Here is a 24,339-nt window from a genome sequence, read left to right as displayed (position 1 = left end):
GCCAGAAAGGCAGACCATGGACATCCGACCCATCCGCACCCCGGCTGACTACGAACAGGCCTTGCGCGCCGTGGCGCCATTCTTCGATGACGAGCCCGACCCGGACAGCGAGGCCGGCGCCTATTTCGAGGTGCTGCTGACCCTGATCCAGGCCTATGAGGCGCGGCATCATGCGATCGAGCCGCCGGACCCGGTCGAGGCCATCAAGTTCCGCATGGAGCAGCAAGGCCTGAGCCCGCGCGACCTGGAGCCGATGATTGGCCGCAGCAACCGGGTCTACGAAGTGCTGAACCGGCGCCGCCCGTTGACTCTGGTGATGATACGGCGCCTGCACGCGGGACTGGGCATCCCGGCCGAGAGCCTGATCCGGGAGTCGGCGCCAGCCTGAGCGACCGAGTTCATGCCGGCTACACTGGCGCCCTCGCTCGCGCAGCAGTCTCACCCATGGCCGGCCTCACCCCCAACTCCCCCACACCCACCGACATCACCGTGCACCAGCAGTCGCGGGTGCTGGAGATCGCTTTCTCCGACGGGGCGCGCTTCTCGATTCCCTTCGAGCTGATGCGCGTCTACAGCCCCTCGGCCGAGGTGATGGGCCATGGCCCGGGCCAGGAAACCCTGCAGACCGGCAAGCGCGAGGTGGGCATCACGGCGCTGGAGCAGGTCGGCCACTACGCGATCCGCCCGCAGTTCAGCGACGGCCATGACAGCGGCCTGTTCTCCTGGGACTATCTCTACCAGCTCGGCGCCGAGCAGGCCCGGCTCTGGGCCGACTACGAGGCCAAGCTGGCCGCTGCCGGCAAGGGTCGCGACGATGCCATGCCGGCCAAGGGCGGCAGCGCCTGTTCGTCGCATTGAGGAATAAGTACCTATGAGCAGCACCCACTTCGGCTTCCAGACCGTCGACGAGCGCGAAAAGGCCAGCCGCGTGCGCGGCGTGTTCGATTCCGTCGCCTCCAAGTACGACGTGATGAACGACCTGATGTCCATGGGCATGCACCGGGCCTGGAAGGCTTACACGGTGGCCGTGGCCAATCTGAAGCCGGGCGAGCGCGTGCTCGACATCGCCGGCGGCACCGGCGATCTGTCGCGCGCCTTCGCCAAGAAGGTCGGCGAGACCGGCATGGTGGTGCACACCGACATCAATGAGGCCATGCTGCGCCAGGGCCGCAACCGCCTGCTCGATGAGGGCCTGGTGCTGCCCACCAATCTCTGCGACGCCGAGAAACTGCCCTACAAGAACGAGAGCTTTGATCTGGTCAGCGTGGCCTTCGGCCTGCGCAATATGACCCACAAGGACCAGGCCCTGGCCGAGATGTGCCGGGTGCTCAAGCCCGGCGGGCGCCTGCTGGTGCTGGAATTCTCCAAGGTGGCAGCGCCGCTGCAAAAGCCTTATGACTGGTACTCCTTCAAGATCCTGCCCAAGCTGGGTCAGATGATTGCCGGCGATGCCGAGAGCTACCGCTACCTGGCCGAATCGATTCGCATGCACCCGGCCCAGGCCGAGCTCAAGGCCATGATGAAGACGGCCGGCTTTGGTCATGTGGCCCCGCACCACCTCCGCGCCGGCATCGTCGCGCTGCACGCCGGCATCAAGTGCTGAGGCAGGGTCGAAGCGAGCCGGCTCGCTGACGCCTGCCTAAGAACGTTTCGCATCTCGCGCGAAGCCTGCGGCCTGCAAGGCTGAGTTGAATCGGCCCACCCTCCGGGCCGACGAGCTTTCTGCAAATCACCCACCCCCCGATCCACGGGGGTGGCCGGAACTCGGCGTGACTAAATGGATCAGTCATTCAGTCGACCGGTCAACAATATGCCGGAGAGGCCGGAATTCCGGGTTTTCCCGGTGCTTCACAAAACAATGACGAGGGGTTCCCGACGGCTGGACTGCGGTCCGGGAGGGCGCGATCGAACAGGTTTCCTGTAGCAATATGGAACCGGATCACGCCTTAGGGGGGGGTCAATTGTCATTTTGCAAAGTTACACTCGCCGACTGCCACCGGGCGCCATTGTGCGCTGCAACATAGCGCCGTCGGAGAGCCCCGGGGTGCACGCTCTCACCCGAGAGTCAAAAACAGAAAGTCATAGCTATGAATCTGATGAAGCAAGAGCAGCCGCGCGGTCTGAGCGGCATGCGCGCCAGCGCGATTGCCCTGACAGCGGTGGCGGTTGTGCTGCTGGCGGCCTGCGGCGGCGGTGACAAGAAGGACAAGGCTTCGCAGACGGCTGCCAAGGTCAACAAGGAAGAGATCACCGTTCATCAGATCAATTTCGTGCTGCAGCGCCAGCAAGGCTTGAAGCCCGAGCAGGCCGAGGCGGCCAGCAAGCAGGTGCTGGAGCGCCTGATCGAGCAGGAACTGGCGGTGCAGAAGGCCGAAGACCTCAAGCTCGACCGCGACCCGCGCGTGGTCCAGCAGATCGAGGCCGCCAAGCGCGAAATCATCGCGCGTGCCTATGTCGAGCGCTTGGGTGAAGGGGCGGCCAAACCCACGGCCGAGGAGGTTTCAAAGTATTACAACGAGAAACCCGCGCTGTTCAAGGAACGCCGTATATATAGCCTGCAGGAATTGGCTATCGAGGCCAAGTCCGAGCAGATTCCCGAGATTCGCGCCAAATTGCAGGCGGCCAAGAATATGGCCGAGTTTGCCGAGTATCTGAAGGCAAGCGATATTCGTTTTGCCGGTAACCAGGCCGTGCGTGCCGCCGAGCAGCTGCCGCTGGCCAGCCTGGACGCCATCGCCCGCATGAAGGACGGCGACTCCGCCGTCACCGCCTCGCCCAACGGCCTGCAGGTGCTGTTTCTGGTGGGCTCGCGCAGCCAGCCGGTCGACGAGGCCCGCGCCCGTCCGGCCATCGAGCAGTTCCTCAGCAACCAGCGCAAGTCGGAGCTGGTCGTGAAGGAAATGAAGGCCATGCGCGAAGGCGCCAAGATCGAATATGTCGGCAAGTTCGCCGAAGGCACGCCGCCCGCTGCTGCAACTCCTGCTGCGGTGACGACGCCAAGCCCCGCCGCACCTGCTGCCGAGGTTGCCGCCCCGGCCGCCCCTGCCGCCAGCGGCCTGGACGCCAATGCCATCTCCAAGGGAATGGGTCTCAAATAATGATGTATCGCAGCTCGCCCCAAATTTTCGCCGTCGTCCTGGCCGTTGCCGGCCTGCTCGGCGCCGCAGCCCCGGCCTCGGCCCAAACCAGCGCCTCCGCGCCGGCCACCGCCACCGCTGAATACCGGCTCGGTTCCGGCGATGTGCTGCGCATCAGCGTCTACCAGAACCCCGACCTGACGCTGGAGACCCGCGTCTCCGAGGCCGGCGTGCTGAGCTTCCCGCTGCTGGGCACGATCAAGATCGGCGGCCTCTCGGTCACCCAGGCCGAGAAGCTGATCGCCGATGGGCTGAAGAGCGGCAACTTCGTCAAGCAGCCCCAGGTCACCATCGTCGTGCTGCAGGTCAAGGGCAACCAGGCCAGCGTGCTGGGCCAGGTCAACCGCCCCGGCCGCTTCCCGATCGAAGTGGCCGATATGCGTCTGACCGATCTGCTGGCCAATGCCGGCGGTGTGGCGTCCAGCGGCGCCGAGATCGTGATCCTGAGCGGCACCCGCAACGGCCAGGCCTTCCGCACCGAGATCGATCTGCCCGCGCTGTTCGCCCCCGGCGGCCGCAGCCAGGACATCCTGGTGCAGAACGGTGATGTGCTGTGGGTCGACCGCGCGCCCATGGTCTACATCTACGGCGAGGTGCAGCGCCCCGGCGCGATGCGCCTGGAGCGCGGCATGACGCTGATGCAAAGCCTGGCCACCGGTGGTGGTCTGACCCAGCGGGGCACCGAGAAGGGCATCCGCGTGCACCGCAAGGGCGCCGACGGCAAGGTCCAGATCTTGCAAGCAGCGATGGATGAAGCGCTGAAGGATGGCGACGTGGTGTATGTGCGCGAGAGCTTGTTCTAAGGCAGGACCATTGCAATGACATTCAGACAATTTCTCTCCATCCTCATCGCCCGCAAATGGCTGTTCCTGGCCGTCTTGCTGGCGGTGGTGATTCCGGCCGTGGTCATTAGCCTGCTCTTGCCCAAGCAATACACGGCAACCGCCAGCGTCGTCATCGACGCCAAGCCTGATCCGCTGTCCGCGATTGCCTTCCAGTCGATGACCAACCCTGCCGTGATGGCCACCCAGGTGGACATCATCCAAAGCGATCGGGTCGCCCGCCGTGTGGTGCGCGAGCTCAAGCTCACCGAGAACACGCAGATCCGCGAGCAATGGCAGGATGCCACCCAGGGCGAGGGCGATATCGAGACCTGGCTGGTTGAGCGGTTCCAGAAGGATCTGGATGTCAAGCCCTCGCGCGAATCCAGCGTCATCAACATCTCCTACCGCGCCCCTGATCCGCGTTTCGCGGCCGGCCTGGCCAACGCCTTCGTGCAGGCCTATATCGCCACCGCAGTCGATCTACGCGTTGACCCGGCCAAGCAGTACAGCACCTTCTTCGACAACCGGGCCAAGGAAGCGCGCGACGCGCTGGAGCAGGCACAGAACCGGCTCAGCGCCTTTCAGCGCGACAGCGGCGTCGTGATGACCGACGAGCGCATGGACATCGAGAACCAGCGCCTCAACGAGCTGTCCAGCCAATTGGTGATCCTGCAGTCGCTGGCCGGCGAGGCCACCAGCCGTCAGGCGCAGGCGAATGCCGGCTCCGCCGACAAGATGCAGGAGATCACCAGCAACCCGGTGGTGTCTTCGCTGCGCTCCGACCTGTCGCGCCAGGAAGCCCGTCTGCAGGAACTCAGTGCCCGCCTGGGTGACCGCAACCCGCAAGTGGTGGAGCTCAAGGCCAGCATCACCGAACTGCGCGAGCGCATCGAGAGCGAGATCAAGCGCCTGTCCGCCGGTGTCGGCGTCAGCGGCAGCATCAGCCGCCAGCGCGAGGCCCAGACGCGCGCCGAGCTCGAAGCCCAGCGCAACAAGGTGCTGCGCATGAAGCAGGTGCGCGACGAGGGCGCCCTGATCCTGCGCGATGTCGAGAACGCCCAGCGTGCCTACGACGCCATCCTGCAGCGCCTGACCCAGACCAGCCTTGAGAGCCAGGCCACCTCCAGCAATGTCAGCCTTCTGAATTCGGCCGTGCCGCCGCTGGAGCCCTCATCTCCGCGTGTGCTGCTGAACTCGGTGCTGGCGCTCTTCGTGGGCCTGCTGCTGGCCACCGGCGTCGGGTTGGGGGCCGAACTGCGCGACCGCCGCGTGCGCGACACCGACGATATCGAAGGCCTGCTGGGCCTGCCCGTGATCGGCCTGCTGCCCGGCCCCAACAGCCACAGCGCCGCCGGCAAGAAGAAGGATGCTGCAATGCATCAGCGCCTGATCGGCCACATCGCCTCGCCCACCAAAGCCGCCTGAACCTATGTCCAATTTCAAAGATTCGACCTTGAATGGCGAGCGCGGTGCGCAGGATGCCAAGCCGGCGCTGCAGGACCGCTCCATCGGCCACATCATTGCCGAGGCCAACAACCTCACGGCCGAGCAGGTCGAGCGCATCCTCGCGCACCAGCGCGCCAAAGGCCTGAAGTTCGGCGAGGCTGCCGTGGCCCTGGGTCTGGCCAAGGGCGAGGACGTGCTGTGGGCCCTGAGCCAGCAGTTCCACTACCCCTATGCGCCCGGTGGCGGCAAGCTGCCCAGCGAGGACCTGGTGCTGGCCAACAAGCCTTTCAGCCATCAGGCGGAGGCCTTCCGCGTGCTGCGCAGCCAGATCAATATGCAGCTGTTCAATGCCGATGAGCCGCGCCGCGCCATCGCCGTGATCAGCCATGACAGCGGCGATGGCAAGACCTTCTTCGCCGCCAATATGGCGATTGCCTTCAGCCAGCTCGGCGGACGCACCTTGCTGGTGGACGCCGATATGCGCAACCCGCGCCAGCATTCGGTCTTCGGCATCGAGAACAACTCGGGCCTGTCGGGCATCCTGTCCGGCCGCTCCGAAGCCAATGTGATACGCCCGGTGGCCGATCTGCCCAGCCTCTTCGTGATGCCGGTTGGCACCCAGCCGCCTAATCCGATGGAGCTGGTCGAGCGTCCCGCCTTCGGCCTGCTGATGCGCGAGCTGGTGTCCAAATTCGACTACGTCATCGTGGACACGCCGGCCGCCACCTACGGCGCCGACTATGCCGTCATTGCCGCCCGCTGTGGCGCTGCGCTGGCGCTGGCCCGCAAGGGCACGACGCGCGTCAACGCGGTGCATGATCTGGTCGCCACCCTGAAGAACAGCCCTGCCAAGCTGGCCGGGGTCATCATGAACGAGTATTGAGGTGACCCCGATGAGCGCAGCACTGGCACCGGCCGACAAAGGCCGCGCCCATTTGGTGCCCTGGCTGATCGCCGGGCTCGGCCTGGTGGCCATGTATGGGCCCACGCTGGTGAGCCTGTTCAACGGCCTCTGGGCGACCGATGAGCAAGGTCATGGTCCCATCGTGCTGGGTGTCACGATCTGGCTGATCTACCGCAAATGGGGCGAGCTGATGGATGTCAGCAGCTCGCCGCCGAAACCCATGCTGGCCTGGATTCTGCTGGTGCTGGGCGGCATGGCCTATGCCATCGGGCGCTCACAGGGCATCTGGCTGTTCGAGGTCGGCTCGGCCATCGCGATGGTGTGCGGCATCGTGCTGCTGCTGCGCGGCCCGCGCCAGCTCAAGGCCATCGGCTTCGCGATCTTCTTCATGTTCTTCATGATCCCGCTGCCGGGTGCCGTGGTGGACGCGCTGACCCAGCCGATGAAGATGGCCGTCTCCTATGTGGCCGAGAACATCCTGCACGCGGTCGGCTACCCGATCAGCCGCACCGGCGTGATCCTGCAGATCGGCCCCTACCAGCTGCTGGTGGCCGATGCCTGCGCCGGTCTGCACACGCTGTTCACGCTCGAAGCGCTGGGCCTGCTGTACCTCAACATCGTCCGCTACGCCTCGCTGTTCCGCAATGTGGCTCTGGCCATCCTGATCGTGCCGATCAGCTTTGCGGCCAATGTCATCCGCGTGATGGTGCTGACCCTGATCACCTACCACTTCGGCGACGAAGCCGGCCAGGGCTTCCTGCACGGCTTTGCCGGCATGGTGCTGTTCATGAGCGCACTGATGCTCATCATCGCCACCGACAGCCTGCTGCGCTTTGGCAGCGGCCGTCTGAGCAAGGAGCAAGCAACATCATGAACAACACGCCCAAAAGCCAGGTCCGGCGAGCCAGCGTGGCGCTGGTGCTGATGGCCGCTGCGGCGGCCGTCGGCTGGAAGCTCACACCCACGACCCGCATGGCCACACTGCACGGCGAATTCGAGCTGGAGCAGATCATCCCCAGCCGCTTCGGCGACTGGCAGCAGGACACCACCATTGTGGGCGGCGTCGTGAATCCGCAGCAGGAAGAGCTGCTGAACCAGCTCTACAGCCAGATCCTCTCGCGCACCTATGTCAACAGCCGTGGCCAGCGCATCATGCTGAGCATTGCTTACGGCAACGACCAGCGCGACAGCATGCAGATGCACTACCCCGAGATCTGCTACCCCGCGCAGGGCTTCCAGCTCAAGAGCAACAAGCCGGTGGATCTGCAGCTCGCCGGCACCGCGATCCCCGCGCGCCGTCTCGAGACGGTGCTGGGCAACCAGCGCTACGAACCTGTCACCTACTGGACCGTGATTGGCGAGAAGGCGGTGCGGGGCGGCATCAACAAGAAGTTCGCCGAGATGGAGTACGGCTTTCGCGACCTGATCCCCGACGGCCTGCTGTTCCGCGTGTCCACGATTGACCGCGACAGCGTCGGCGCCTTTGTCTTGCAGGATCAGTTCGCCGCGCAGATGCTGGCCGCACTGACGCCGCAGCAGCGCCAGCGCCTGGCCGGTTCCGGCCTGTCGTCCTGAATCGAATGCCGGCGGTTCGCCGCAGATATGCCAACGAATGTCACTTGTTCGCAACCTCGCCCTGATGGGCACCAGCACGGCCCTGCGTCTCGGTTTCGGGATGCTGACCTTCGTCGTGATGGCGCGCCTGCTCGGGCCGGCGCAATTTGGGGTGCTGATGCTGTGGCTGTCGGTGGCCACCCTGCTGTCGCTGATCGCCAACTACGGCCTCGCACCCTACCTGCTGCGTGAGATTGGCGCTGTTCCGGCCTCGGCCCGCAGCATCATGTCCGAGGTGCTGTCGGCCAAGCTGCTGCTGACCGCACTGGTGCTGCTGCTGGCCCTGGCGAGCCTGCCCTGGGTCAGCCCCGATTTGCGCCTGATCTTCGCGCTGCTACTGGCCGCACAGCTGGCCGAATCGCTGACCGAGTTCTACAACGTCGGCTACCGCGCCACCAACCGCTTTGCCGAGGAAACCCGCATCGCCTCCATCGCGGTGCTGGCCCAATTTGCCGTCGTGACGCTGGCGCTCTGGTGGCGCGCCGAGCCACTTGTCGCGGCGGGAGCGTTTCTTGCGTCCCGTCTGCTCGTGCTTGCCATTACCAGCCTTGCTCAGCGCGCTTACTTCAAGGGCATGCGGCCTGCGCCGCTGGCCAAGGCCTGGACCTGCGTGATGCGCACCAAGTCCTACGCCATCGATTTCAGTTTGCAGAGCCTGATCGGCCAGATCGACAGCGTGGTGCTGAACCACTTCATCGGCCCGGTGGCCGTGGGCCTTTATCAGGCCGGCATGCGCCTGTTCAATGGCGGAGCGCAAGCGGCGGGCATTCTTGCCAACGTCTTTCTGCCGAGAGCAGCCGCCACCTCGGGTGACAAGCAGCGCTTCCGGGCCGAGTCCGGGCGTATCCAGTGGGCCTTTGTCAGCGTCGGGCTCGCCTTCGGGCTGGCCCTGGCCTTGCTCGCCGAGCCTCTGGTTGCGCTGTTGTTCGGTGCCGATTACGCACCGCTGGCCGCCGTGCTGCCCTGGTTCGGCCTGCTCTTTTTCGTGCGTTTCTTTGCCGCCTCCTGGGGCGTGCTGCTGACCTCGGCCGGTCAGCAGAACTACCGTGCGGCGATCAACGTCGTGCAGTGGCTGGTAGTTGCCGCGCTGAGCTGGGTGGCCGTGCCGCAGTACGGCATGGTGGGCTGGCTGGCGTGCCTCACGATAGGCAATGCTCTGCTGGCATTGGCCTACATCGCGCGCGGCTTGCAGCTCTCCGGTCTGGGCTGGCGGCAACCCGCCATCGCGACTGCCGCCGCCGCCAGCTTCATCCCCTTTCTGCACCTGCCGAAGCTCTAGGCCGTGCCCAGCAATCCCCGTTCATCCATGTCAGCTTCCGCCACCACCCCATCCATCATTCAGACCGTCGCCGAGAACGGGCTTTGCGCCGGCTGTGGTCTATGCCAGTCGGTGGCGGGCGAGGCGGTGGTGCAGATGCGTTTGAGCAGCGCCGGCTATTTGCGGCCCTATGTCCGTGCGGCGCTGTCTGAGCAACAGGCGCGCGTGCTGCGCGATGTCTGCCCCGGCATGCATGTCGGCCACGCGCCGCAGCCCGACGCAGCGCCCCAACATACTTTGTGGGGCCCGCTGGTCGGCGTGCGGGCCGGTCACTCGCTGGATCCCGAGATCCGGCGCCAGGGCTCGTCCGGCGGCGGCATCTCCGCCATCGCGAGCTGGCTGCTGGACACCGCCCAGGTCGACTTCGTGGCCCAGATCGCGGTGAGCGACGCAGACCCGCTGCGCAACGAGATGCGGCTCAGCCGCAGCCGCGCCGAAGTGCTTGCCGCCGCCGGCTCGCGCTATGCACCGTCCGCGCCACTGGCCGGGCTAGACGCTCTGCTGGCGCGTGGCGAGCGCTTTGCCTTCGTCGGCAAGCCTTGCGACGTGGCCGCGCTGCGCCGCTATGCGCTGCATGACGCGCGCGTGGACCGGCTGGTGGTCTGCATGATCTCCTTCATGTGCGCCGGCATTCCCAGCATCAGGGGCACTCACGAACTGCTCGACAAGCTCGGTGCCGACCGCAGCCAGCTCAAGAGCTTCCGCTACCGGGGCGACGGCTGGCCCGGCATGGCCAAGGCCGTCACGCATGATGGCAAGGTCTACGAGACCGATTACAACAGCTCCTGGGGCACGGTGCTGAACAAGCATCTGCAGTTCCGCTGCAAGATCTGCCCCGACGGCACCGGCGAGTTCGCCGACATCGTCTGCGCCGATGCCTGGTATGGCAAAGACGGCTACCCCGACTTCGCCGAGCGCGACGGCCGCAGCCTGATCCTCAGCCGCACCCGCCGGGGCGAAGCTATGGTCAGCGCGGCGATGGCCGCAGGCGCCCTGTCGGCTGACGAGCTGCCGGTGTCCGATATCGCCCGCATGCAGCCCTACCAGGTCAACCGCAAGCAGATGGTGCTGGGCCGTCTGCTGGCCACCTGGCTGGCGCGCCGCCATGCGCCGCGCTACCGTCGCATGGGTCTGCTCAAGGCCGCGCTGCAAGCCAACAAGATCGAATGGTTGAGGAATGCGTGGGGCACTTTGCGCCGCGCCAAGGGAGAACAGTTGTGAGCACGAACAACAAGTCAGCGCCGAAGCGTCGCGTGACAGTGGGCCTGATGTGGCATTCGCTCGGCTCGGGCAATCTGGGCGTGGGGGCCCTGACCGAATCGAATATCGCCATCGTGCGCGGCGTTGCCGAAAAGCTGGGCCTGGCCCTGCGGTTCGTGGTGCTGGGCACCAGCGACGCCGGCGTGCCCGAACTGGCCGCCGAACTGCGAGCCGCTGGCCATGAACTAGAGGTCACCCGCATCCGCGTCTTCCGCAGGGAATTCCGCGAGGCCGTGCGCCGCTGCGATCTGGTGCTCGACATCGGCGAGGGCGACAGCTTCGCCGACATCTATGGCCTCAAGCGTTTCATGTTTTACTGGCTCAGCAAGAACATCGTCTGCTTGCTGGGCAAGCCACTGATACTGTCGCCGCAGACCATCGGCCCCTTCGATGGCGCCATCGCCCGCATCCTGGCCCAGCAGGTGATGCGGCGCTGTGCCCGCGTGTTCGCGCGCGACAATCTTTCCACCGCCTATCTGAAGCAGCTTGGCATCAGCGGCAATGTGGACGAGGCCATTGACGTGGCCTTCCGCCTGCCCTTCATCCGGCCGGCACGGCCGGCGGACGGCAGGGTCCGCGTTGGCATCAACGTTTCCGGCCTGCTCTTCAATGGCGGCTATACCGGCAACAACCAGTTCGGTCTGAGCATCGACTACGCCGCCACCCTGAGGGCGCTGCTGGCCGATCTGAGTGCACGCCCCGAGGTTGAGGTGCATCTGGTCAGCCATGTGATCGAGCCTCACATGCCGATCGAAGACGATGTGCATGCCGCCAAGATCCTCGCTACCGAGTTCCCGGGCGTGATCCTCTCGCCCGTGTTCACCCGGCCCTCGGAAGCCAAGTCCTATATCGCCGGCATGGATTTCTTCACAGGCGCACGCATGCACGCCTGTATCGCCGCCTTCTCGACCGGCGTGCCGGTGGTGCCGATGGCCTACAGCCGCAAGTTCAATGGCTTGTTCGGCACGCTGGGTTACGCGCATGTGGCCGACTGCAAGGTCGAGTCGCAGGTGCAGGTGCTCAAGCGAATCGACGACGCGCTGCGCGCGCGTGAGCAAGTGAAGCAGCAGGTCGATGTGGCGCTGCAACTGGTAGCGGAGCGGATTACTCGTTACGAGGACGTGCTTGCGCGCGCCTTGGTGAAAGGCTGAGTATGGCAATCAAATCGCCTGCGCTAGAACTGCGCCGATTGCCCAGTATGGGTGGTATCGGGCAGGCTGCCGCATTGTTGGGATTGCTGCTGTTTGCTGCCTTCCTAGGGCTGATATGTGTATTTCTGCCGTGGCAATATGTAATTATATTGTGTCTGGCATCGGTATTCCCGCTATTGGCCTGGTTTTCCCCGTGGGCTGGTCTATTTTTCTATTTACTTATTGCATTGCTGTCCCCAGATTTGAAGATTGCAGATCTGGCGACAGTAGTTTTGTTGATAATATTTTCTTTGAAAATAGTATCAACAAGTTCTAAGTTTTTTTTACCTCGACAGTATCTAGTTCCATTTTTGATTTTTATAGCAGGAACTTCAATATCTCTTGTTCTTGCATTTCTTTTTTACAGAAACCAGGTTCCGTACATCTACCGTGATGGGCGATCTTTTCTATATTGGTTGTGGTTGCCGGCCCTCTATTGGTTAACGAATTCGACACCTGCCGGTTTTCGGAAATTAGCACGGACCCTGGCTGCGGTGGCCGCATTAGTTTCTATCTTCGCAATATTTCAATGGGCAACTGGCATTCAAGTTATTGCCAGCGGCCGAGTTGGTGCGCTGGAAACAAATGGTGATTATCAGACGGCATTGACGCGAGTTCAAATGCCTGGGTTCATATTTGTCATGCTAGCGCTTGTCTGGGTGATAGTTGCGTTCGCGTATGGGCGAAAAAAGTGGTTTGTGGCTGCGCCAATAATTTCTATATTACTGTTGGCTCTTTATGTGAATTTCGGCAGAGCATTATGGATTTGGTCAGTAGCAGCCCTATTTCTTTGCCTGTTCTTTGTCGGTGCCAAGCGAGCGACACTGATGCTAATCTCCTTGACCATAATTGGTGGCGTCGGCACCGTTGGTTTGTCAATATTTAAGCCTAGTATCGCAAATTCTATATCTGAAAGAATATTCAGCATCGCGGACGAAGGTGGAAATAGAACCTCATTGGGTTGGCGGAAATTGGAGAATGAGGCTGCATCTAGCCGAATTGCTAGCTCGCCAGTTTTCGGGGTTGGCCTTGGGGGGGAGTATAGAAAATGGGTTCCAGAATTGCGTTTGTTTGAGGAGCACACTCGTTATGTACACAATAGTTATTTGTTTATGGCATTGAAGGTTGGCTTGCCGGCGACAGTTTCTATTTTGTGGCTAATTTTTATGTCTTGGCGTGCGGGGTATAGGTCTCTAGGGTCGACAAAAGCTGAAGATCTGCCATTAAAAACAGCCGCCCTTGTAACGCTGCCTGCAGTGCTGGGGCTTTGTTTTACCCAGCCGGAATTAATGAATTCCTTTAGCATAATATTCCTCTCTGCACTTCTCGTTATTCTTGTTAGTGGAAATTCGATTCCTGGTGATGATTCGCTTCGTCAATCTAGATATAGAACAAAGTACAACTCTATCTGATGTTGTGCGGGGGCGCCTTCTCTTTCAAATCTTGATATGACTAAAGATAGAGGTAGAGATTTTGAATGGATCGAAATACTTCGCTATCCGCTAATGGTGGGAGTCGTTCTCGTCCATGCCTATGATCCTGTCAATCGGTACGGCGGAGGTCTCTCATCTTTGCAGGGGCGCAGTGAAGTATCAGATGCAGTCATGTACTTTATTTCCCAGGTCGTCTCGCGACTTAGCGTTCCTGCGTTCTTTGTCTTTGCAGGGTATTTTTTTGTTCGAGCCAGTTATGGGTGTGGCTTCCACGGGTGGATAGCTCAAGTGCGAAAGCGCGTTCGAACGTTAGTCCTGCCATTTCTTTTCTGGGGACTAATGGTATTAATCGTTTTCTATTTGGGGCAGCAAACAGGTGTTGTTCCGATAGGCCCACAAAGTCGGGTCGGTGAAATTTCCAGTTTGCCCTGGACTTCTTTAGTGGATTTGTGGGTTGGCGTAACTCGCTCACCGATCGCGTATCAGTTCTGGTTCATGCGTGATTTGATCCTGTGCGTGTTCCTTTCTTTGCCGTTGGTATTTCTGTCTGAAGCTGTCTACTTCTTGTTTATCCTAATTCTGGGCGTTGCTTGGTTCTTCGGGGTGTCGATTGTTGATATTCCGTCAATGGCCGCTGTATTTTTCTTCTGCTTGGGAGGATACATAAGTATTGAAGGTGCGCGTATTCGATTTGGTGATGCTGGGTGGGTCATGTTATTGGCTACGCTGGCCCTGATGGTTATGGATCTCGCGTTTCGATATTCCGCTTGGAATGACTATATTCATCGACTTTTTCTGTTGCTGGGAGTAATGTCACTGTATTCTGCTTCTAACTGGATACTTCAGTTTAAGCGGCCTTCTAAGTGGCTTCTTCGTCAAGCCCCAACCGGATTCCTTTTGTTTGCTCTTCATGAGCCGGCCCTCTTGGCGCTAAAGAAGTTTTTCTTTGGTATTTGGGGCAGTGCTCCCGAGCCGTGGATGATTTTGTTGACATATTCATTTCCCGTGCTTGTTATCCTGATTGGCGTCGATCTGGCTTATCGATTGCTTTCTCAGCGTGCGCCCCGTTTGTTAGCGTTTGTGACTGGCGGGAGGACCTAACCATGGACGTGATGAGCTGCGGCGCGAATACGGACAGGGCTAGAGGGCTGGTAGCGGTTGTACTTTTAAACTGGAACGGCTGGCGCGACACGATCGAGTGCCTGGAGAGCCTTTTTGCCGAAGGGGCCACGCCCTGTCGCGTGCTGGTCTGTGACAACGCTTCGCGTGATGAGTCGCTGGCGCAGTTGCGGGCCTGGGGCCAGCAGCGCTTCGGCGCGCAATGTAGGTCGCTGACACGTGCCGAAGCTGAGGCTGGCGGGCAGTTGGGCCCGGATCTGCGTCTGGCTCTCATTGAGAACGGTGCCAATCTGGGTTTCGCCGCTGGCAATAACGTTGGCATCCGCCTCGCGCTGCGCGATCCAGCCTGCCAGCATGTCTGGGTACTCAACAACGACACCGTCGTCCAGCCTGATGCTTTACAGCTTGCACTGGACCGCATGGCGGCCCACCCGGAAATTGGTCTGTGCGGCTCGACCCTCCTGTACTTCGATGAGCCGCAGATGGTGCAGGCCTTCGGCGGCGCGATCTACTCGCGCTGGAGCGGGCGCTCACGGCACGTGGGTGCCTTTAAAACGCTGGCCGATGTACCGGCGAATGGGAGCGCGCTAGAGCTGCAGTTTTCGTATGTGGTGGGCGCGGCCATGCTGGCCAGCCGTGCCTTCCTGGAGCGGGTGGGCCTGATGCGCGAGGACTACTTTCTCTATTGCGAAGAGATTGACTGGGCCACGCGCGGCGCAGCGGCCGGCTTCAAGCTCGGCTATGCGCCGGCCAGCCTGGTCTTCCACAAAGAGGGGGCGTCCATCGGCACGGCCGCCAGCGGCGGCTCGCCACTGTCGCTGTACTACCTGTTCCGCAACCGGCTGCGCTTTACCTGGTGGTTTCATCGCCTGTTCATGCCGACCGTGCTGTGTTGGTGCCTGCTGGATGTGGCCAAGCTGCTGCTGCGCCGGCGCTGGCCCCAGGCCAGGGCTGCGCTGCGCGGCCTGCTGCAACTGCCGCGTCCGGCCGCTGTGGCGCCTGCCGCGCGCAGCGCTTGAGGCAGGAGGTCCTCCCCATGCGCATTCTCTGTATTGCCAACGATGTTCCGCTGCCGGCCAATAGCGGGGGCCGTGTCGATGTGTGGCGCCGCATGAAGGCGCTCAAGTCGGCAGGGCATGACCTGACCCTGCTGTGCTGGATCGATGCAGGCCGCGTCGATCCGCCTTCAGCCGCCGTGCTGGCCGATCTGGCCACGGTTTGCAGCGCCGTCAAGATCCTGCCCATCACCCGCTCGCCGGGCGAGCTGGCCGGCCGGCTGCTGCAGCTGTGGCGCTGGCCCAGCCATGTGGCGTCGCGCTGGGTTACCTCGCGGGGCAGCGATCTGGCCGGCTGGGCCGTCGCCTGCGCGCCTGATGCGGTGCTGCTGGACGGGCTTTACGGCGGCGCCGTGGCCCTGGACCTGGCCCGGCGCCTGGCCGTGCCGCTGATTTACCGCTCGCACAATGTCGAGCACCGCTACATGAGCGAGCAGCGCCAGCGCGAGCAGCGCGGCCTGCGCCGCCTGGGCCTGGCGGCCAACTGCCTCGGCCTGGAGCGCTTCGAGCGCGAGGTGATCGCGCGTTCGCAGCGGGTGATGGACATCTCGCAAGAGGACGCGGCCTTCTGGCGAAGCCAGGGCCACGGGCAGATCGTCTGGGTGCCGACCCTGGTGGACGCCGGCTTTGCCGAGCGTCTGAGCCGCGCGCCGGGACACAAGGCCCATGATTTGCTGTACTTCGGCAATCTCAACACGCCCAACAACGTGGAGGCGCTGGGCTGGCTGGTGCAGCAGGTGCTGCCGCTGCTGCCGCAAGCGGAGCTGCGCATCGCGGTGGCCGGCTCGCGGCCCACTGAGGCCGTGCGCGCGCTGCTGGCCAGCGATGCGCGCATCACTTTGATCGAGAACCCCCCCGATATGGCGGCGGTGGTCGGCGACGCGCGCGTGCTGGTCAACACCATGCTGGCCGGCAGCGGCGTCAATCTCAAGAGCGTCGAGATGCTCTTCTCCGATGCAGCCCTGGTCAGCACGCCGGTGGGGGTCAAAGGCATGCCCGAGGCGGCCAAGGACTGCTTTGCGGTGGCGGCCACGCCGCAGGCGTTTGCCCTTGCGATCACGCAGGCGCTGGCTGCCTCCGCGCCGCCGGCGGCAAAGCGGGCTGCGGCGCGTCGGCTGTTTTCGGCCGAGGCTTTGCTCGCGGTGATGAATGACCTGACCCCCCGGGTCCCAACGAAGGCAGTACTCTCTTGATGCAAACGATGAACAGCCGCCCCCGCCCCCGCATCGGTGTGGATTTGCACGTTTTCGATGGCAAGTTCCAGGGCTCGCGCAGCCACCTGATCGGCATCTTCGGCGAGCTCACAAGGCTTTGCCCTGAGTTCCAGTTCGTCTTCCTGCTCGAAAAGACGGCGGAGCTGGGCCGCCTGCCCGGCTTCTCTGAGCCCAATGTCGAGCGCGTGCACATGCCCCATGCCGGCGCGCTGAAGCGCCTGGGCCTGCAGTTGCCGGCCCAGCGTCGCGCGCTGAAGCTGGATCTGCTGCACACGCAGTATGTGATGCCGCTGCAACCGGCGCGCGGCAATGCGGTGACGATTCATGACGTGCTGTTCGAGCCCTATCCGCAGTTCTTCGGGCGGCTCTTCGTACTGCGCTCGCGTTTGCTGATGCGCTGGTCGGCCCGCGCTGCCGATCTGCTCTTCACCGTCAGCGACTATTCGCGCGCCGAGATCGCGCAGCGCTATGGCGTGCCGGCTGAAAAGATCGGGGTGCTTCACAACGCGGTGGATCGTCAGGTCTTTTTCCCGGGCGAAGCCGGTGCCGAGCGGGTGCGCGCCCGCGGCTTGCAGCCCGGTGGCTATCTGCTGACCGTGGGCCGCATCGAGCCACGCAAGAACCATGCGGCCCTGCTGCGCGCCTACCGGCTGCTGCCGGGTACACCGCCGCCGCTGGTGATCGTGGGCCAGCGCGATTTCGGCTATGGTGACTTCGAGACCGAGCTGGCGCAGATGCCTGCCGGCCGCCAGGTGCTGCTGCTGGACGATGTGGGCGACGGCGAGTTGCCGGCCCTGTACCGGCATGCGCAGATCTTCGTCTACCCTTCGTTCGCCGAGGGCTTCGGCATGCCGCCGCTGGAAGCGCTGGCCAGCGGCGTGCCGGTCATCACCTCCGATTCGACGGCCATCCCCGAGGTCATCGGCGATGCCGGGCTGTTGATCGACCCGCTGGATCCGCAGTCGCTGCAGGCGGCGCTGTCGCGGCTGCTGGCGGATGCGGCGCTGCGCGCGCAACTGGTACAGCGCGGCCTGGCCCGCGCCGACGTCTTCACCTGGCGCCGCTCGGCCGAGCATCTGGCCGCCGCGTACCGAAAACACTTCTCCGAGAAAGCGTGATTCACGTGTCCGACAACAAGCGCACCTTGCGAATCCTGGGCACGCGCGGCGTGCCGGCCGCCCACGGTGGTTTCGAGACCTTTGCCGAGTACCTGGCCCTGCATCTGGTGGCGCAGGGCTGGCGCGTCATCGTCTATTGCCAGGAGGAGGGCGCTGGCCCGGTATTCGAGGACCGCTGGCAGGGCGTGGAGCGTGTGCGCATCCCGGTCGAGGGCAGCGGCCCGCGCAGCACCATCGCGTTCGACTGGAAGGCCACTGCCCATGCTGCGGGCCACCGCGACCTGTGCCTCACGCTGGGCTACAACACGGCGGTGTTCTGCGCGCTGCTGCGTCTGAAAGGCATCCCGAACGTCATCAACATGGACGGCATCGAGTGGTCACGCGCCAAGTGGGGGCCTGTGGCCAAGACTTGGTTCTGGATGAATGACTGGGCCGGCTGCTGGCTGGGCAACCATCTGGTCGCCGACCATCCGGAGATCAAAGTTCACCTGAGCTCGCGGGTGAATCCGAACAAGGTCACCACCATCGCCTACGGCGCCGACCGCATCACCAGCATGCCCGAGGCGCCGGTGCGCGCCCTGGGCCTGGAGCCCGGGCAATACCTGACCCTGGTGGCGCGGCCCGAGCCCGAGAACTCCATCCTGGAGGTGGTCAGCGGCTTCTCGCGCAAGCCGCGCGGCATGCGGCTTGCGGTGCTGGGCAACTACAGCGAGGCCAATGCCTATCACCGTGCCGTCAGGGCCGCCGCCAGCGACGAGGTGAGCTTCCTGGGCGCCATCTACGACAAACCGGTAGTGCAGGCGCTGCGCTTCCACAGTGCGGCGTATGTGCACGGCCACCAGGTGGGTGGCACCAACCCTTCGCTGGTGGAGGCTCTGGGGGCGGGCAATGCGGTGATCGCTCATGACAACCGCTTTAACCGCTGGGTGGCGGGCGAGGGCGCGCGCTATTTCGGCAATGCCGACCAGTTTGCGGCGGTGCTGGACGAACTGCTGGGCCAACCACAAGGCTCACAGGCCTTTCATGCCATGGGCGAGGCCAGTGTGGCGCGCTTCGAGCGCGGGCTGACCTGGCCGCAGGTCCTGGGCGAGTATGAGCAGATGCTGGCTCGCTATCTGCCCAAGGCCTGAGTCCTCGCGCCGCCGCCCTCAGTTTGCACCGAACACGTCGCGGACCTGTTCTAAGTACTGGAAGCGATCGACCTTAGTGGGTTCGATGAAGGATCCCTCGCCGAACTCGTTCCAGCAGCAGATGACGCCCATGCGCTGGCTCCTAGCCGGCTGTTCGTCCATCTTTTGGCGTGCCGCGAGCAGGTGGGCCCGAAACTCAGCTGGCGTGGCGCGGCTATCGTCATGGAGATGGTCGGTGCTACCGCCCCAAGGGCGCTTGTCCCAACCCGAACTCATGGGTATGACAAACAGGCCGCTTGAGTTGGCGAGCATCCAGTCCCACTGGTTGCGGTAGGACAGGTCCAACTCGGCGTAGCTACGCGAGACATTGGTAGGCCTATATGGCGCCAGGGCGATACTTGCCGGGCTGTGAAAGTTGTAGGCCGAAAAACCGGCGTAGCCGCTGGTGCTTGAGTAGTCGAAGGTTTGCGAGCCGCCGCCAACGCCTCCGATGAAGCTGACGCCGCCCTGGCCCTCAGCCTTGGAGATTTGATCGGCAACGGCCATCAAGGCGGCAGGCGTCATACCTATTGCAGCGGCATTCTTGTTGAATATGTCGGCCGAGAACAGATGTACCACGGCCTTGCCATCAACCTTCAAATAGTCGCTCCTGAGGAAGTAGGTCTTTGCCCAAAAACGAAACAGCGTGCGGAACTGAGAGAGGGAGAACTTGTAGTCGGTGTGGTTGGCCCACATGATGGCGAACTCGACATTGGAACGTGTGCTGGTTGCCATGTAGGCGTTGATGCCCGCAGTCAACAAGGGCTGACTGTTGCGGCTCCAGAGGAAGTCAAAAACGACATAGTCCACTCCGTACTCGCGCATCCACTTCAATTGCTGGGTCATGATGCCAGGCGAGTCTTCGGCGTACCAGCCGAGCATGGGCTCGCGGTCGGTGTAGCCCTTGATGGACTCCCAGGGCAGCGGACGCGCGTTGCCGAGTTGGTTGTTTTTCCAGCCCGGGAAGTAGTAGGTGCCGATCTTGTAGGAATTTCTGGTCTCAACCGAGGTGGTGGCGGCATTGGCGGCATTGGCGGTGGCCTGCGGCACCCTGGCAATGTAGGTGCAGTTCGGCGCGGACCAAGTGACCACGCCGGCGTTGCAGTTCGCGGTGATGCTGCCGCGATACCCAGCTCGGGTATTGGCATAGCTGGCGCTGGCGCCGCTGGCGAGCGTGGCCTTGGCCACGGCGTAGCAGGCGTCACCGAAGGTCTTGCTGACGTTGAGCGTGCAGGAGCCGGTCGCGGCGGCCAGGGGTTGGGCGATGTCGCGGCCGGAGTTCGCCTCGGCGTAGACGGTCCCGTCATATTTGACAGCCGCCTGGGCCGTGTTGAATCCGTTGGCGCCCAGGGTGCTGGTGTCGGTAGCTGCTTCTGCCTTGACGTACTTCAGTGAACTGCCGGCTTCGGTAGGACGGATGGGAGCGGAGGTGGCGACTGAGGCGGCTGGGGTTGTGGCGATGAATGAGCTGTTCGGCTCTGTGCCCTGGGTGGTGACGCTGGCGATGGCATCGTCGCCACTACCGCTGCCTCCAAGCAAGGCGAAGGCGGCTATCAGGCTGATCCGCGGGAAATGTCGGGTGCTGGTATGGAGCTGCTTCATGTGTTTGACTTCGGGCTGTGAATGCCGGCGCCATGCAATTGGCTGCGCAACTTGTGCATTGTCGCCACATGGCCTCGCTCCTTGGATGCGATCAGCGTGTCGCCGCAACTCTCGACATTCAACCTCGCTTCTCGCCCGGCATTCGATGGTGTGATTGCGGTGCCGGCCGTGTCACCCGAACTGAAGCCGGCGTAGGCGGTATGGAACGTGCCTTCGTCCACATAGACGATGGCCTGCGTGGGCTGGTTGATGGCGCAGACGGACTCCGCTGCGGCGAGCGAATACGACGAGAGCGCAATCCAGCCTTGCTGTGTTGCAGCGACCCACCTTCAGAAGAGCACAGGCCCGGCGCTGAAATTGGGTAGCGTGGGCAGCACCAGCTGTTGCTCCGCCACGCTCAGCCCCATCCAGCCGGCCAGACTGCTCGCGAGCTGGGTGACGCCGAGGGTGGGGAGTAGGCGGCCGGAGCCGACGTCGGTGTCGGTGCCCAGTCCGGTGATGGGGAAGTTGCCGACGATCCTCTTGCCCTTGACGGCACCGCCGGTCACGAAGTGGTGGCTGCCCCAGCCGTGATCGCTGCCGTCACCGTTGCTCTGCAGCGTGCGGCCGAAGTCGGACGCGGTGAACAGCGTGATATTGTTTTGCAGGCCCATGCTGTTCAGCGCAGACATGAAATAGCTGATCGACTGAGCCACCTGGGCCATTTGTGTGGGCTGGTCGCGCATCTGGTGGGCGTGGGTGTCGAAACCGCCCATCTGCACCATGAATACCTGGCGCTGCATGCCCAGGGCCTGGTTGGCCGCAATGATCTGCAGCACCATGCGCAGTTGGCGGGCCAGGCTCAGCTTGTCCAGCGTGGTGCCGGTCGCATTGCCCGGCAAGATGACGGTGCCAGGGATGGCGGGCACGTTCACACCGGACAGGGCCCCCTGGAGCGCGGCGTTGGCGCTGAGGCTGCGCTGCATCACGCGGGAATATTCCATCTGCAGGCGGTCCGTGGCGGTGGCCGCGTAGGCCCGCTGCAAGGCGCCGCCGGCGCTGGTGGAACCGAAGATGCCGGTGCTACCCACGGCGTTGGCCGAGACCGGCCCTTCCACGCCGACCTGGTACTGGCTGACATTGCTGCCCGACAGGAACACGGCGTTGCCGCTGGCCGACACGGTGGTGAACACCGGATGCGCGTTGGCCGACATCAGGATGTCGCCCATGCGCCCACCCCAGCCCGAGCGGGCGCCTTCGGGGGCCAGGCTTTGCCAGGTGGACGCCTGGTCGTTGTGCGAGAACAGCTTGGCGGGTACGCCCGTGCCTGCGGTGTACTCGGCCTTGGTGATCGGCCGCACCAGCGGGCCCACATTGGCCACGATCGCGGCCTGGCCGGCCTCGTACAGGTCGCGCAGTGACGCGAGTTCCAGCGGCATGCCGAAGCTGCGCCCGCTGGCCTGGCCGGTGACGGTGATGCCTTGCAGACGGTTGGCTGCCCAGGCCAGCTCGCCCCGGGCCCCGGCGTATTCGGCATAGCCCGAGGCGTCGGTCGGTACCACCCAGTTGTGAGTGTCGCTGCCGCCGTTCATATACAGGCACACGATTGCCTTGTAGCCGGTGGTGGTGGCCGCCTGGCTGCTCTGGCTGGCCAGCGCGGCCAGGCTGGCCAGGCTGCTGACCAGGGGCAAGCCACGCTGGGGAATGGCCGCGCTGGCGGCCAGGCCGCTCACGGCACGAAGAAAGCTGCGGCGCGAGGCGTCCGCGCGGTAGGGTTTGCTAGTCATCGTTGCACCATGTATTCGGGTGAGGCCAGCGCCAGGAACACGGCGACGCGGGCGCGGTTGAGATGGCTGGACGCGGTGGTACCGCTCACGCTGACCATGGCGTCCATCAGGTCCTGCTTGAGCGTGCTGCTCATGCGGCCGGCATACAGCAACAGGTTCAGGCGCTCGATCACCGCCGCCACCTGACCGGTGGCGACCAGATCGGCCAGCGCCTGCATCTGCGCGACCACATCGCTTTGCGAGCCGTTAGAGCCCAGGCCGTTGCCGGCCATGCGTTCGGCCAGGTTCACCCATTGCGCGGTGGTGGCTTCATTGACGATCTGCATTTGCGGCACTGTGATGTTGTCCGCCGAAAACACTGTGTTCGGCGGCACATAACCCGGCCGGTAGTAGCCAAACACCGAGCCGGCGTACAGCGGGCGCTGGGCCAGCGCGTCGAGGTCGCTGACGATGGTGTACTGACCGCTGGCCGATGTGGCCTGCAGGCTGCGCATCCAGTGCGCCACGCGCAGCACCGGCTCTCGGAGCTTGCCCACGCTGCCGGCCAGCGGGTTGACGGCTTCGCTGTCCAGCAGGATGGCGCGGGCCACGGCGGCCAGATCGCCCCGCATGCCCTTGCCGTTGTTGTTGAACACGGCGGCCACGCGTGCCACGTAGGCCGGGCTGGGATGGCTGCTCACGAGATGCTGGATCAGCTGGCGGCTGATGAACGGGCCGACGTTGGGGTGGTTGAACAGGGCGTCCAGCGCCAGCTTCAGGCTGGCTTGGGCGCTGCTGCCGGCGGGAATCACGACCGCCTGCGGCTTGCCGCTGAATAGCCGCTTGTCGCTGCTCGAGTGCTGGCCGGGGTAGGCCTTCATCGGCAGGGTGTCGATGCGCTGGTCGCCGGCGGCGCTGAGGTCGGGGTTGCCGTAGCGGAAGGTGTTCTCGGTGAGTTGGCCTTCGGGGAAGCCCCAACTCCAGCCGGTGAACACCTTGGACATGGCCATCACATCGTCGTTGCTGTAGGTCTCGATGGGCTGGCCGCCGGCGCCAATCCGGGGGCTACCATCGATGTTCAGCTCGTGCAGGCCGATGGTGATGCGCTGCATCACCTCGCGGGCGATGTTCTCTTCGGGCATGGGGCCGGACGCCGCGCTCTCGGGCCGGTTACGTATGTGTGAGAGGTAGATGCCCATGGCCGGGCTGAGGGTGACGTTCTCCAGCAACGTGCGGAAGTTGCCCAACGCGTTGCGGTTGAGGGTGTCGACGTACTGCGCGTAGGCGCGGGCATGGTTGTAGAGATTGGAGTCGGCCTGCGAGACCATTAGGATCTGGTGCAACGCGAAGCCCATGCGCCGGCGCAACTGATCGGGGCTGGTGGCTGCGGCGGCCCAGAAGCGCTGGCTCACCCAGGCGGGCGTGTAGTTGGCGCCGCCTGGGCGGTAGGCATCGCCCAGGTTGTAGCGCGATTGCACGGCGTTCACCATGTCGGCGTTGAAAGGCAGGGCGATCTGCTCATCCAGCCATGCAGGCGCGCCGATCTGGGCGACGCGTTGCACCTCGCCCAAGGTGGGGCCGAAGCTGGCCTGCTGCAGGAAACGCGAGGCGGCCTGTTCGGCTGCGCTGGCGTTGCCGCTGGCAGCGGGCACGGTGAAGCGCAGCGCACCGTTGTTGTACATGGCACCGCTGCTCGCGCTGGTGGACGCGCCGTCGAACGCCGCCTCGCCGGCGCCGGCGTCGAACACCACATTGCTGGCAAAGGCGACCAGGGGGCCGCTGCTGGTGTTCACATACTGCACGAACAGATTGCGGTCCACGCCGTTGACGGCGGCGTCGTTGGTGTAGACGAGGTCAATGCGGCTGCCGGCCGAGAGCCGCGGTACGGCAAAGCGATAGTCGGCCGGTGTGCTGCTCCTCACCTCCACACTACCCACGATCACACCATCCACCCGCAACTGCATCATGGCGCCCACGCCGCCTGCCACATTGGCATAGGCGCGCACCGTTACCGTGTCGGTCAGGTTGGCGTTGGGCCAGGTGGCCGACAGATTGCCGCCGGTGTAGCTGACGCCGGCGCTGAAGGGGGTGATGAAGGTGGAGCCGGCGATCAGATAGCTGACATTGAGCTGGCGCTCGATGCCTCCGGCGCTGCCGGGGTTGGCGAAGGCCACGGCGACCTGGCTGCCAG

The 24,339-nt window shown here is 63.7% G+C and carries 22 protein-coding genes; 18 read left to right on the top strand and 4 right to left on the bottom strand.

The window, feature by feature from the left end; genetic code table 11:
* Window positions 1–16: 16 nt before the first annotated feature.
* The 18 genes from PO768_RS04265 to PO768_RS04180 all read left to right on the top strand — a co-directional run bounded on the left by PO768_RS04265 (window position 17) and on the right by PO768_RS04180 (window position 18,762).
* Window positions 17–388, top strand: coding sequence for a helix-turn-helix domain-containing protein (locus PO768_RS04265; protein ID WP_272645045.1), 372 nt, complete (start codon window positions 17–19; stop codon window positions 386–388).
* Window positions 389–444: 56 nt separating this feature from the next.
* The gene (locus tag PO768_RS04260; protein ID WP_137944098.1) at window positions 445–858 is read left to right on the top strand and encodes a gamma-butyrobetaine hydroxylase-like domain-containing protein; all 414 of its coding nucleotides are present in this window, start codon (window positions 445–447) and stop codon (window positions 856–858) included.
* A gap of 13 nt (window positions 859–871) precedes the next feature.
* Window positions 872–1,603, top strand: coding sequence for a bifunctional demethylmenaquinone methyltransferase/2-methoxy-6-polyprenyl-1,4-benzoquinol methylase UbiE (gene ubiE / locus PO768_RS04255; RefSeq protein ID WP_272645044.1), 732 nt, complete (start codon window positions 872–874; stop codon window positions 1,601–1,603).
* A gap of 493 nt (window positions 1,604–2,096) precedes the next feature.
* Window positions 2,097–3,098 carry an EpsD family peptidyl-prolyl cis-trans isomerase gene (locus PO768_RS04250; RefSeq protein ID WP_272645043.1) on the top strand — a complete coding sequence of 334 codons (1,002 nt, stop codon included), beginning with the start codon at window positions 2,097–2,099 and terminating at the stop codon, window positions 3,096–3,098.
* Entirely contained in the window at window positions 3,098–3,940 is an 843-nt protein-coding gene (gene epsE / locus PO768_RS04245; RefSeq protein ID WP_272645042.1) for a polysaccharide export protein EpsE, read from the top strand. Before PO768_RS04250 ends, epsE begins: the two co-directional genes overlap by 1 nt.
* Before the next feature lie 15 nt (window positions 3,941–3,955).
* Window positions 3,956–5,386, top strand: a complete 1,431-nt coding sequence (epsF, locus tag PO768_RS04240; RefSeq protein ID WP_272645041.1) for a chain length determinant protein EpsF — start codon at window positions 3,956–3,958, stop codon at window positions 5,384–5,386.
* 4 nt (window positions 5,387–5,390) lie between these two features.
* Window positions 5,391–6,290, top strand: a complete 900-nt coding sequence (locus PO768_RS04235; protein WP_272645040.1) for a polysaccharide biosynthesis tyrosine autokinase — start codon at window positions 5,391–5,393, stop codon at window positions 6,288–6,290.
* Window positions 6,291–6,300: 10 nt separating this feature from the next.
* Window positions 6,301–7,185 carry an exosortase B gene (gene xrtB, locus PO768_RS04230; RefSeq protein ID WP_272645039.1) on the top strand — a complete coding sequence of 295 codons (885 nt, stop codon included), beginning with the start codon at window positions 6,301–6,303 and terminating at the stop codon, window positions 7,183–7,185.
* On the top strand, window positions 7,182–7,886 hold the full coding sequence (gene epsI / locus PO768_RS04225; protein WP_272645038.1) for an exosortase-associated protein EpsI, B-type: 705 nt from the start codon (window positions 7,182–7,184) through the stop codon (window positions 7,884–7,886). The genes xrtB and epsI overlap by 4 nt, the downstream gene beginning before the upstream one ends.
* A gap of 37 nt (window positions 7,887–7,923) precedes the next feature.
* Window positions 7,924–9,204: an oligosaccharide flippase family protein gene (locus PO768_RS04220; protein WP_272645037.1), complete on the top strand. Its 1,281-nt coding sequence runs from the start codon at window positions 7,924–7,926 to the stop codon at window positions 9,202–9,204.
* Window positions 9,205–9,231: 27 nt separating this feature from the next.
* The gene (locus tag PO768_RS04215) at window positions 9,232–10,464 is read left to right on the top strand and encodes a Coenzyme F420 hydrogenase/dehydrogenase, beta subunit C-terminal domain (protein ID WP_272645036.1); all 1,233 of its coding nucleotides are present in this window, start codon (window positions 9,232–9,234) and stop codon (window positions 10,462–10,464) included.
* Window positions 10,461–11,654: a polysaccharide pyruvyl transferase family protein gene (locus PO768_RS04210; protein WP_272645035.1), complete on the top strand. Its 1,194-nt coding sequence runs from the start codon at window positions 10,461–10,463 to the stop codon at window positions 11,652–11,654. The genes PO768_RS04215 and PO768_RS04210 overlap by 4 nt, the downstream gene beginning before the upstream one ends.
* Window positions 11,655–11,656: 2 nt before the next feature.
* Window positions 11,657–13,105, top strand: a complete 1,449-nt coding sequence (locus PO768_RS04205; RefSeq protein ID WP_272645034.1) for an O-antigen ligase family protein — start codon at window positions 11,657–11,659, stop codon at window positions 13,103–13,105.
* 36 nt (window positions 13,106–13,141) lie between these two features.
* The gene (locus tag PO768_RS04200) at window positions 13,142–14,227 is read left to right on the top strand and encodes an acyltransferase family protein (RefSeq protein ID WP_272645033.1); all 1,086 of its coding nucleotides are present in this window, start codon (window positions 13,142–13,144) and stop codon (window positions 14,225–14,227) included.
* A 2-nt stretch (window positions 14,228–14,229) separates the two neighbouring features.
* Window positions 14,230–15,264 carry a glycosyltransferase family 2 protein gene (locus PO768_RS04195; protein WP_272645032.1) on the top strand — a complete coding sequence of 345 codons (1,035 nt, stop codon included), beginning with the start codon at window positions 14,230–14,232 and terminating at the stop codon, window positions 15,262–15,264.
* A 17-nt stretch (window positions 15,265–15,281) separates the two neighbouring features.
* Window positions 15,282–16,493: a glycosyltransferase gene (locus PO768_RS04190; protein WP_272645031.1), complete on the top strand. Its 1,212-nt coding sequence runs from the start codon at window positions 15,282–15,284 to the stop codon at window positions 16,491–16,493.
* 8 nt (window positions 16,494–16,501) lie between these two features.
* Window positions 16,502–17,632, top strand: coding sequence for a glycosyltransferase family 4 protein (locus PO768_RS04185; protein ID WP_272645030.1), 1,131 nt, complete (start codon window positions 16,502–16,504; stop codon window positions 17,630–17,632).
* Complete coding sequence (locus PO768_RS04180; RefSeq protein ID WP_272645029.1) at window positions 17,629–18,762, top strand: DUF1972 domain-containing protein; 1,134 nt, start codon at window positions 17,629–17,631, stop codon at window positions 18,760–18,762. Before PO768_RS04185 ends, PO768_RS04180 begins: the two co-directional genes overlap by 4 nt.
* An 18-nt stretch (window positions 18,763–18,780) precedes the next feature.
* Here the strand turns inward: PO768_RS04180 and PO768_RS04175 are convergent, their stop codons facing one another.
* The 4 genes from PO768_RS04175 to PO768_RS04160 all read right to left on the bottom strand — a co-directional run.
* On the bottom strand, window positions 18,781–20,403 hold the full coding sequence (locus tag PO768_RS04175; RefSeq protein WP_272645028.1) for a glycoside hydrolase family 99-like domain-containing protein: 1,623 nt from the start codon (window positions 20,401–20,403) through the stop codon (window positions 18,781–18,783).
* Entirely contained in the window at window positions 20,400–20,624 is a 225-nt protein-coding gene (locus tag PO768_RS04170) for a hypothetical protein (protein WP_272645027.1), read from the bottom strand. Before PO768_RS04170 ends, PO768_RS04175 begins: the two co-directional genes overlap by 4 nt.
* A 108-nt stretch (window positions 20,625–20,732) precedes the next feature.
* Window positions 20,733–22,169: a DUF1501 domain-containing protein gene (locus tag PO768_RS04165; protein ID WP_272645026.1), complete on the bottom strand. Its 1,437-nt coding sequence runs from the start codon at window positions 22,167–22,169 to the stop codon at window positions 20,733–20,735.
* The coding region (locus tag PO768_RS04160; RefSeq protein WP_272645025.1) for a DUF1800 family protein at window positions 22,166–24,339 on the bottom strand (2,174 nt) is incomplete at its 5' end. The genes PO768_RS04160 and PO768_RS04165, both read right to left, overlap by 4 nt.

It is taken from the genome of Paucibacter sp. XJ19-41 (genome assembly GCF_028462495.1).
Classification (GTDB): Bacteria; Pseudomonadota; Gammaproteobacteria; order Burkholderiales; family Burkholderiaceae_C; genus Roseateles_E.
This window is presented reverse-complemented; position numbering and strand designations above follow the sequence as displayed.

Coding starts and splice junctions, on each gene's coding strand:
- PO768_RS04265 (WP_272645045.1), top strand. CDS start 17: ATGGACATCCGACCCATCCGCACCCCGGCTGACTACGAACAGGCCTTG.
- PO768_RS04260 (WP_137944098.1), top strand. CDS start 445: ATGGCCGGCCTCACCCCCAACTCCCCCACACCCACCGACATCACCGTG.
- ubiE (WP_272645044.1), top strand. CDS start 872: ATGAGCAGCACCCACTTCGGCTTCCAGACCGTCGACGAGCGCGAAAAG.
- PO768_RS04250 (WP_272645043.1), top strand. CDS start 2,097: ATGAAGCAAGAGCAGCCGCGCGGTCTGAGCGGCATGCGCGCCAGCGCG.
- epsE (WP_272645042.1), top strand. CDS start 3,098: ATGATGTATCGCAGCTCGCCCCAAATTTTCGCCGTCGTCCTGGCCGTT.
- epsF (WP_272645041.1), top strand. CDS start 3,956: ATGACATTCAGACAATTTCTCTCCATCCTCATCGCCCGCAAATGGCTG.
- PO768_RS04235 (WP_272645040.1), top strand. CDS start 5,391: ATGTCCAATTTCAAAGATTCGACCTTGAATGGCGAGCGCGGTGCGCAG.
- xrtB (WP_272645039.1), top strand. CDS start 6,301: ATGAGCGCAGCACTGGCACCGGCCGACAAAGGCCGCGCCCATTTGGTG.
- epsI (WP_272645038.1), top strand. CDS start 7,182: ATGAACAACACGCCCAAAAGCCAGGTCCGGCGAGCCAGCGTGGCGCTG.
- PO768_RS04220 (WP_272645037.1), top strand. CDS start 7,924: ATGTCACTTGTTCGCAACCTCGCCCTGATGGGCACCAGCACGGCCCTG.
- PO768_RS04215 (WP_272645036.1), top strand. CDS start 9,232: ATGTCAGCTTCCGCCACCACCCCATCCATCATTCAGACCGTCGCCGAG.
- PO768_RS04205 (WP_272645034.1), top strand. CDS start 11,657: ATGGCAATCAAATCGCCTGCGCTAGAACTGCGCCGATTGCCCAGTATG.
- PO768_RS04200 (WP_272645033.1), top strand. CDS start 13,142: ATGACTAAAGATAGAGGTAGAGATTTTGAATGGATCGAAATACTTCGC.
- PO768_RS04195 (WP_272645032.1), top strand. CDS start 14,230: ATGGACGTGATGAGCTGCGGCGCGAATACGGACAGGGCTAGAGGGCTG.
- PO768_RS04190 (WP_272645031.1), top strand. CDS start 15,282: ATGCGCATTCTCTGTATTGCCAACGATGTTCCGCTGCCGGCCAATAGC.
- PO768_RS04185 (WP_272645030.1), top strand. CDS start 16,502: ATGAACAGCCGCCCCCGCCCCCGCATCGGTGTGGATTTGCACGTTTTC.
- PO768_RS04175 (WP_272645028.1), bottom strand. CDS start 20,403: ATGAAGCAGCTCCATACCAGCACCCGACATTTCCCGCGGATCAGCCTG.
- PO768_RS04165 (WP_272645026.1), bottom strand. CDS start 22,169: ATGACTAGCAAACCCTACCGCGCGGACGCCTCGCGCCGCAGCTTTCTT.